The sequence below is a fragment of the Acidobacteriota bacterium genome, assembly GCA_028875575.1.
Lineage (GTDB): Bacteria > Acidobacteriota > Terriglobia > Versatilivoradales > Versatilivoraceae > Versatilivorator.
Genome location: JAPPDF010000081.1, coordinates 42,254 through 51,300, shown reverse-complemented (window position 1 = coordinate 51,300; position 9,047 = coordinate 42,254). Strand labels below are relative to the sequence as shown.

Here is a 9,047-nt window from a genome sequence, read left to right as displayed (position 1 = left end):
GACTCCCCCTCAAGGGGGGAGTGATAGAGTTCTACTGGAAGCCTTGTGCTGGCCTCAATCACTCCCCCCTTGAGGGGGAGTCGGCGAGGCAAACGTGGCGTCCCTTCGACCAGGCCGCAGCATGCAGCCGAGCCGGAGGGGGGCCAACGCGGCGCCCCGAAAGCGAAGCCCGCAGTCGAACCGGTGGGGGGGACGGAATCGGCGAGATCGCCACATAGGAGATCCTGCCCGCAGTCGAACCGGTGGGGGGGCAGTCTCAGAGGTTCGTAAGAGGCCCCTGTTTCACCCTGTATGATCTGCCCGGCAGGGCGGGGGCACCCCTTACCGCAAATTTGATGGGGCGGGGAAGTCGGGTTCGGATTAGAATGCCTGCCTATCCTTGTCAATTACGTCCAACCCAGGGAGAGTCAGTCACCATGACCACTATGGCGTTTCACAAGTCGGCGGAGTGGAAACCCGGCCTCCGCTCCTACTTCGAGTATCGGGATCTCGGCATCGTCGCGGCCACCAAGGGCAAGGTTCTGGCCCACTGCATCCGGGCCACGGAATCCTGCAGCGGACCCGGCGGCCGTCACACCCATGACCTGGAGTTCCAGATGAACTACGTGCTGCGCGGCTGGACCCGGGTCGAGTTCGAGGATATCGGCGAGGTCCGGTTCGAGGCCGGCGACAGTTGGTACCAGCCTCCCAAAATCAAGCACGAGGTGCTGGAGTTCTCCGAGGATTTCGAAGTGATCGAGATCTGCATGCCGGCGGATTTCCCCACGGCAGAGGCGCCCGGCTGATCGGTCGTGCGTGCGGGCCTGCCCGCTTGCCCCACCGACGTTATCAAGGACGGAACCGATGGGAAGACTGGACGGCAAGGTGGCGGCGGTCACCGGCGGCGCTTCCGGCATTGGCGAGGCCACGGTGAGGCTGTTTGTGTCGGAAGGGGCTCGGGTGGTCTTTGCCGACCGGGACGGCGCCACTGGCAGTGACCTCGCCCGGCAGATCCGGGCCGATGGAGGCGAAGTCCTCTTCGTGGAGGCGCGAATGGAGCGTCAGGCCGAAGCCCGGGCCTTCATCCGGCGCACGGTAGAACGCTTCGGGCGGCTGGACATCCTGGTGAACAACGCCGCCATCCGCCTCTACCACACCGTGGAAGACGCCAGCGAGGAAAGCTGGGACACGATCTGGGGCGTTAACGTCAAGGGGTACGCCTTCTGCGCCCAGGCCGCCGTCCCGGAGTTGCGTCGTTCCGGCCAGGGGAGCATAGTCAACATCGCCTCCAACAGCGCGTTTATCGCCAGCTACCACTCGGTTCAGTACGATACCACCAAGGCGGCGGTCACCGGCCTGACGCGGGCCATGGCCCGGGACCATGCCGAGGACGGCATCCGGGTCAACGCCCTGTGCCCGGGGCCCACCATGACCCCCTTTCACCGTCGGCGCGCCGCCGAGGCCGGCAAGACTCTGGAGGCGTTCAGGGAAGAATTCGGGCGGCCCACCATGCTCAAACGGCCGGCCGAGCCGCGGGAGATCGCTGCCTGCGCCTTGTTCCTGGCTTCCGACGAGGCCTCCTTCGTCACCGGCGCCTGCCTCTTTGCCGACGGGGGCGAAAGCGCCACGGGCAGCAACCGCGCCCTGAAACCCTCCGGCTAGTCCGGCACCCCCCGCCCACGTTGACAGCGCCGGAGGCGTCGGGATATGCTGGCGCCCCTTTCATGAATTCTGCGAATTAACGGGGGTCGGTATGATTTGGCAGCGGATGGCGGTTTTCCTGTTGCTGGCCGGCATGGGGCTTGCGCAGTCCTGCCAGGCCGGGGCGCGACAGGATGGAGGGACTCGATATCTTCGCTTCAGCCTGGGCGATCACGAAGCCTACGGCATCCTGGAGGGGGATCGGGTCCGGGAGCTCAAGGGCGACTTGTTCGGAACCTGGGAAAAGACCGAGACCACCCACGCTCTAGCCGACGTCACTATCCTGGTGCCCAGCAGGAATCCCTCCAAGGTGCTGGCACTGGCGGGCAACTACAAGTCCCACCTCGACGAGGACGCCGAGCCGAGCCCCCATCCTCAGCCGTTCATCAAGCTGCCTTCCTCACTGCTGCGTCAGGGCGGGGAGATCGTCCAGCCTTCAGACACCGATCCGGTGCACTACGAAGCCGAGGTGGTGGTCGTTATCGGCAAGCGGGCCCGGAACGTCTCCGAGGAGGCCGCCCTTGACCATGTGCTGGGGATTACCTGCGGCAACGACATCAGCGCCCGGACCTGGCAAAGGGGGGACGTGCAGTGGTGGCGGGCCAAGGGCGCCGACACCTTCAGTCCGACAGGTCCCTACATCCTCTCGGGGGTGGACTACAGCCGGCTCAAGATGGTCCTCAAGCTGAACGGGGAAGTGCGCCAGCAGGCCGGCATCTCCGACATGATTCACGGGATATCCGAGACGGTCAGCTTTATCAGCAGATACGTGACCCTGGAACCCGGGGACCTCATCTTCACCGGCACCCCCGGAACCACCAAGGGAATGCAGCCCGGCGACGTGGTCACGGTGGAAATCGATGGAGTCGGGGTCCTGAAAAACCGGGTGGTCGCAGCCAAGCCCTGAGACGGCTCGCTGGCCCTGAGCCGTCTCTCGGGCCCTCAGCGCGGCAGGTGCGCTCCCCTCGCCGTCACCGCTTCAGCAGTTCCTCAAGCGACAGCTTTTCGAATGTCAGGTCGGCCTGGCTTCCCTCGTAGACGATTCCGATGTGCCGGTCGTCCACCCGGCTGATGCTGGGGTAGCCTCGCCCGCGGCCTTCGTCCAGCAGGATCTGGTGTTCCTCCGGCCAGGTCATGCCCTGGTCGAAGCTGAGCTTCAAGGTGTGATGGTGCCGCCCTTCTTTCGAGTTGGGATTTGCGAAAAGCAGGAGTATCTTCGACTCTCCCTCTTCCCGGTAGTCGAACCGGTACAGGCTTCCGTTGCAGTTGGGTTCCACCAGGGCCTTGCGATTGGTGGGATGCGGCTCCCAGGTTTTCCCCAGGTCCCGGGTAACGTAGACGGCGCGGTAGGGTTCCCTGCGGTCGTTGCGCATGTTCAGCATGATGGACCCGTCGCCGAGCTGGACCGCCTGGGATTCATTGCCGCCGCTGAAGGCGTGGTTGCTCACGGTCCAGGTGGCGCCGTGGTCGCGGCTGTAGGTGATGTTGGCGAACGGGTATCCCGTCCGGTCGCGCCCCTGTGTCGGCATCACCAGGGTACCGTCGGAAAGAGCGATCCCCTGGTTGGGCGCCGGGGCGAAGAGCCACCACTCCGGTTGCTTCAGCTTGCGGGTGAGGTTTCTGGGCTCGGTCCAACTCAAGCCGTCGTCCCTGGAACGGACCCTCATGATCTGGGCGCTCTTGGCGATGTCGAAGCCGGGTTCGGAGCCGTCCTCCACCCACTGGTGCTTGCCCAGCTTGCCCCACATCCACACGGCCCAGACGAAGATTTCTCCGGTCTTGGGATCGACCAGGATGCCAGGGTCGCCGATGCCGTTTTCTTCCTGGGGTCGCCCACCCCATTCGCCCATGTCCATGATCACCCGCTGGGTCCCCCAGGTCCGGCCGCCGTCGGTGCTCCGGCTCAGCCCGACGTCGATGTCTTCCTGCAGGTCCCGCGACTTCCGTCTCCGCAAGTCGTAGACGCACAGCAGCGTTCCCTTGGGAGTGGTGGCCAGAGCGGGGATGCGGTAGGTGTGCACCCCTTCTTCCATGTGCTTGCGCAGAGCCACCCCGATGCGCTTGCTGACCTCGGGAGTCTCGTCCCCGGGTTTCACCGTTCCCGCCGAGGTTTCCACGGCCGTGCAGACCGCGTCCACCCGGTGCCCCAGGTCGGCGTCGGGCTGCAGCCGAACGGAGAGCCAGAAGACGTGTTTCCCCGGCGGGAGTTCCCGGTCGCCCTCAAAGACCAGTTCGGGCCCGGGGCCGGCGGGATCGCCGAAGCGGTCTCCGGCCTGAAGATCCTTCCCGTCGCCCGAATAGAACAACTCGAGCGACTCGATATCCTTGGGATCGTCGGTGCCGCTCAGCCGGAAAGTGAAGGATCGGACGCTGAGGCCGGGTTCTCGAGCTTCGACCGCCAGCCGCATCAGGGAATTGTGCTCATTCCGGATCAGCACCGGATGCACGCGCTGGGAGGCGGTGACCTCCAATTCGGCGGGCGCGGGTCCGCTGCACGCGGCCGCAGTCAGAACTATCGCCAGGCAGGTCCCAAGTCCTGTTCGAACCGGATTGGCCGATTCTGCAAAATCTCTCGCGGTCTTCATTAATCTTCCTTTTTTGGGGCTGTTCCAATGGGGGAAGCTGCTGAACGTATTCTACTCCCTTTGCAGGAGTCTGCGTTTCAGGCGAAAATGGTGAGCCCATGTGCATCTGGAAGCGACTTTTTCTTATCGGAGCGGTTTTGCTGGTTCCGGCGCGCTCGGCGGCGCCGTCTGAACCGACGGTCCTGTCCCGGCAACCCGTGCACCTTTCCGGCACCGCCGAGTTGACCTGGGAGGGCGATCTGTCGGCACGAATGGTGGCCGGGATCGACCGTTTCCTAATGCGCCGACTGGAGGCGGCCCCTGACGGGCGAGCGGCTTTCTGGAACAGAGACTTCTCCTCCGAGGCCGACTACGCCCGGTCGATCGAGGCCAACCGGGAGCGTTTCCGCAAGATCATCGGAGTGGTCGACCGCAGGTCTCCGGCCCGGCTGGAGTTCCTCTCGTCCGAGGGAGGGGCGCCCCTGGCGAAGAGCGATACGGTGACCGTCCGGCAGGTCCGTTGGGACGTAATCCCAGGGCTGAAGGGCGAGGGACTGCTGCTCAGTCCAAGAAACCGGACTCCCATCGCCCGGGTGATTGCGCTGCCGGATGCCGACATTACCCCGCAGCAACTGGTGGGCCTGCAACCGGGAGTTCGGCCCGAGGACAGATTCGCGCTCCGCCTGGCGGAATCCGGCTGCCAGGTGATCGTGCCGGCCCTGGTCGACCGCGGCAGCCGGTTTTCGGGCAACCCGGCTCTCAAGCCCGCCAGGCGCGCCATGACCAACATGACTCACCGGGAATGGCTCTACCGCATGGCCTACCCGCTGGGACGCCACCCCATCGGGTATGAAGTTCAGAAGGTCCTGGCCCTGGTGGACTGGCTGAAGGAGGGGTCCCCGCCGGGAGTCGGGATCGGCGTGGCCGGGCACGGCGAGGGAGGACTGCTTGCTCTCTATGCGGCTGCGGTCGATCCGAGGATCGATGCCTGCCTGGTGAGCGGCTATTTTTCCGCTCGAGAACCGGTCTGGCAGGAGCCGATCTACCGCAACGTCTGGGCCCTGCTGACCGAGTTCGGAGATGCCGAAATCGGGAGCCTGGTGCTGCCGCGCACCCTGGTGATCGAGCACTCGCAATCCCCTCGAGTCGAGGGTCCCCCACCCCCTGTAGAGGGTCGCATGTCCGTGGCCGCTCCCGGCAGGATCGAAACTCCGGCGGCCGAGCTGGTGGTCTCCGAATTCAAGCGGCTCGAGCAGTGGGCGGCGGCCCTTCCCGCCGGAGCCTGGTCCCGGGTCCGGCTGGTGCCCCAGGATCCGCGGGCCGGTTCGGTCTCGGTGGGGTCGGAGGCGGGGCTGCAGGGGTTGCTGGCGCCCCTGGCGGAGGGTGCGGTGGTTGCGGCAGTTCCGGGTGCGGCTCCAAAGCGCATGGGGAATGGGCCCGATCCGGTCGACCGGCAGCAGCGCCTGGTCCGCGACATCCAGGGGAGGCTTCAGCACCTGCTGCGAATCTCGGACCGGCTTCGGGACCAGCGCTATCTGAAGCGGGCCAGCCGGGAGTCGGCCGAGGCCTTCACCCGCGAGGCGACCCGCTGGCGCTCCACCTTCTGGAAGGAGATCCTGGGCAAGATCGAAGACCCCATGGTTGCCGCCAACCCGCGTTCACGCCGGTGGCGGGAGACCGCGAAGTGGACAGGATACGAGGTGGTGCTGGACGTCTGGCGCGATGTCTTCGCCTGGGGTCTCCTGCTGGTCCCCAAGGACCTTCGACCCGGTGAACGCCGCCCGGTGGTGGTGGCTCAGCATGGTCTGGAGGGGCTTCCCGAGGACGTGGTTCGGACGGACGGCGATGGTTTTCGCTACTACCGGGCCTTTGCTGCCCGCCTGGCCGAGGAGGGGTTCATCGTCTTCGCCCCCCACAACCCCTACCGTGGAGGAGACCGCTTCCGGGTGCTGCAGCGCAAGGCCAACCCTCTCAAGCTTTCCATCTTTTCCTTCATCGTGGGCCAGCACCGCCGGATCCTGGACTGGCTGAAGACCCTTCCCTGGGTGGACGGGGAGCGGATCGGCTTCTATGGCCTCAGCTACGGCGGCAAGACCGCCATGCGAGTCCCGGCGGTTCTGGAGGACTACTCCCTCTCCATCTGCTCCGGGGACTTCAACCAGTGGCTCTGGAAAAACGTGACCGTGGATTGGCCCAACAGCTACATGTTTACCGGAGAGTACGAAATGCCGGAATTCGGCCTGGGCACGAGCTTCAACTATGCGGAGATGGCCTACCTGATCTTCCCCCGACCCTTCATGGTGGAGCGCGGGCACCGGGACGCCGTGGGACTGGACGAGTGGGTGGCCCACGAATACGCCAAAGTCCGGCGTCTCTACCGGGAACTGGGCCTGGGCAGCCGCACCGAGATCGAGTGGTTCGAAGGCGAGCACGAGATCCACGGGGAAGGGACCTTCCGCTTTCTGCGCAAACACCTCGAATGGAATCAGCCCCGCTGACGGCTAGTGTGGCGATTTGAAACAAGCGAAAAAAAGAGTGATCCACTAAAGGACACGGAGCAAAACGGATCTGCCGCATGGGCAGGGCTGCGGCCCGGCAAGCCGGCGCGCCCCCCATCGAGGAGCAAGAGTGATGGGAAGCGGCCCACCCGGGAGCGCGGGCGTCCCGCCCGCATGCACTCCCGTTGCGCGCCGCTCAGTTTCCCTGCGATGCGGCACCCGGCCACCCTGCCGGCGGGAACGGGATGGGCTCGGCCGAAGCAGAGTCCTGGAGTCGTTGCCGGTCGACCCGGGTGGAAAGGTTGGCCGAGGCTGTGCCAAGACTTGTGCGGGCGGGACGCCCGCGTTCCCGGGTGGGCTTCATCCCATGACGTCGTCGCGGCATAGGAGGGTCCATCGGTATTTGTGTCTATTGGTGTTCATTCGTGGTTCGTCTTTAGCAACGATCGGCAGTTTCTTGCTCGAATGGTCTGCCCGGCAGGGCAAGGCCGGACTTGCCGGAGGTATTTTGGTCGGTGTTCGGTTTTACGGTTACAATGGTTTCAATAATCCTATCAATCACGGTCGTTTCGATTTGTTCTTGATGAGAGGTATGGAATGAAATCACCCCGCCGAGGCTTCCTGTTTGCAACCCTGCTGGTGGCGCCATCGATCCTGGCCGGCCATCCGGCCCGCGGCGCCACTCCGGTGCTGGACGCCATGAAGGAAGAGCTGCAACGCTCGGTCGAGGCGTTCTCGAAACAGCCGACGCCGCTCTACTTTCTCAGCTACGAGGTCACCGAAAATGTTCGGGTGTCATTGGGGGCGTCCTTTGGTTATTTCTCGGGAAGCTCCCAGGGACGGAACCGACTGGCCGACATCGACCTGAGGGTGGGCAGCTACGATCTCGACAACACCCACACCATCCGTGGACGCTTCGGTCGCAATTCCCAGCGCTTTGGCCGTGGGGGTGTTGCGGTGCCGGTGGATGACGTCCAGGCGCTTCGAAGCATCCTCTGGTACCAGACGGACAAGAAGTACAAGGAGGCGGTCGAGCGGCTGGCAAAGGTCAGGGCCGATGTCAGGATCAAGGTGGAAGAAGAGGATCAGGCGGGGGATTTCACGGCCGAGAAGCCCGAGAAGTCGACGGAAGAGCCGGTTTCGCTCGCGTTGGATCGGGCATTGTGGAAGGACAAGCTGGAAAAATACACGGCGCCTTTTTCCCAATCCGCTCACATCTATTCGGCAGATGCCAGGGTTTCGGCCAACGTGGAGACACGATGGTATGTGAACAGCGAGGGGACCGAGATCCGAACCTCGCAACCCTACTATCGCCTGTTCATTTCCGCTCTTACCAAGGCCGAGGACGGGATGGAGTTGCCGCGCTACGAGTCTTTCTTTTCCTTGACCCCGGACGGGCTTCCCGGCGACGACTCCATCCTGAAGACGGTCGGGGAGATGATTGACGATCTTGAAGCCCTGAGGACCGCCCCTGTCGTCGATCCTTACACCGGCCCCGCCATCCTTTCCGGCAGGGCCAGCGCCGTGTTCTTCCACGAGATTCTCGGCCACCGGGTGGAAGGACATCGCCAGAAGGAGGAGGATGACGCCCAGACCTTCAAGAAGATGGTGAACCGGAAGGTGTTGCCGGAGATCTTCTCGGTCGTCTTCGATCCTACGGTGAGGCGCATCGAGTCGATGGATCTGGTTGGCTCCTATCGCTTTGACAACCAGGGCGTGAAGGCGCGGAGGGTGGCTGTCATCGAGAACGGCGTCCTGAAGAACTTCCTGATGTCCCGGACGCCGGTCGAGGGGTTCTCCCGTTCGAATGGACACGGCCGCAAGCAGGCGGGCTTGGCGCCGGTGGCGCGCCAGTCGAACCTGTTCGTCGAAGTCAGCAAGCCCCACTCCAGCGAAGATCTCAAGAGCCAGTTGATCGACCTGGTGAAGAAGGAGGGCAAGTCCTTTGGGCTCTACTTCGAAGACGTCCAGGGGGGATTCACCTATACTGGGAGAAGGACTCCGAATGCCTTTAACGTCCTGCCGGTCATGGTGTATCGAATCCACTCCGACGGCCGGGAGGAACTGGTGCGCGGCGTGGACCTGATCGGCACCCCCCTGACCACGTTCAGCAAGATTACCGCTGCCGACAATCGCCTGGGAGCCTTCAACGGCATCTGTGGGGCCGAGTCCGGGGGCGTACCGGTGGCCGGCGTCTCCCCGGCGGTGCTGGTTTCACAGATCGAGGTCCAGAAGAAGATGAAATCCCAGGAACGGGCACCCATACTTCCTGCCCCCTGGGAGTAACCGCAGCGTCGGGAGCTGG

General features: G+C 64.2%; 6 protein-coding genes. 5 read left to right on the top strand and 1 reads right to left on the bottom strand.

Translation table 11 applies throughout. The features are described from left to right. Positions 1–416 precede the first annotated feature (416 nt). The 3 genes from OXI69_12780 (at position 417) to OXI69_12770 (ending at position 2,587) form a co-directional block, all read left to right on the top strand. Complete coding sequence (locus OXI69_12780) at positions 417–785, top strand: cupin domain-containing protein (GenBank protein ID MDE2667017.1); 369 nt, start codon at positions 417–419, stop codon at positions 783–785. Positions 786–843: 58 nt separating this feature from the next. Next, entirely contained in the window at positions 844–1,641 is a 798-nt protein-coding gene (locus tag OXI69_12775; GenBank protein MDE2667016.1) for an SDR family NAD(P)-dependent oxidoreductase, read from the top strand. A gap of 91 nt (positions 1,642–1,732) precedes the next feature. Continuing rightward, complete coding sequence (locus OXI69_12770; GenBank protein MDE2667015.1) at positions 1,733–2,587, top strand: fumarylacetoacetate hydrolase family protein; 855 nt, start codon at positions 1,733–1,735, stop codon at positions 2,585–2,587. A 64-nt stretch (positions 2,588–2,651) separates the two neighbouring features. Here OXI69_12770 and OXI69_12765 read toward each other — a convergent pair whose 3' ends face one another. After that, positions 2,652–4,265: an exo-alpha-sialidase gene (locus OXI69_12765; GenBank protein MDE2667014.1), complete on the bottom strand. Its 1,614-nt coding sequence runs from the start codon at positions 4,263–4,265 to the stop codon at positions 2,652–2,654. 98 nt (positions 4,266–4,363) lie between these two features. On the opposite strand from OXI69_12765, the gene OXI69_12760 reads away from it, so the two are divergent. Beyond that, positions 4,364–6,742 carry a hypothetical protein gene (locus tag OXI69_12760; GenBank protein ID MDE2667013.1) on the top strand — a complete coding sequence of 793 codons (2,379 nt, stop codon included), beginning with the start codon at positions 4,364–4,366 and terminating at the stop codon, positions 6,740–6,742. A gap of 597 nt (positions 6,743–7,339) precedes the next feature. Further along, complete coding sequence (locus tag OXI69_12755) at positions 7,340–9,028, top strand: TldD/PmbA family protein (GenBank protein MDE2667012.1); 1,689 nt, start codon at positions 7,340–7,342, stop codon at positions 9,026–9,028. The last annotated feature ends 19 nt before the right edge of the window (positions 9,029–9,047 follow it).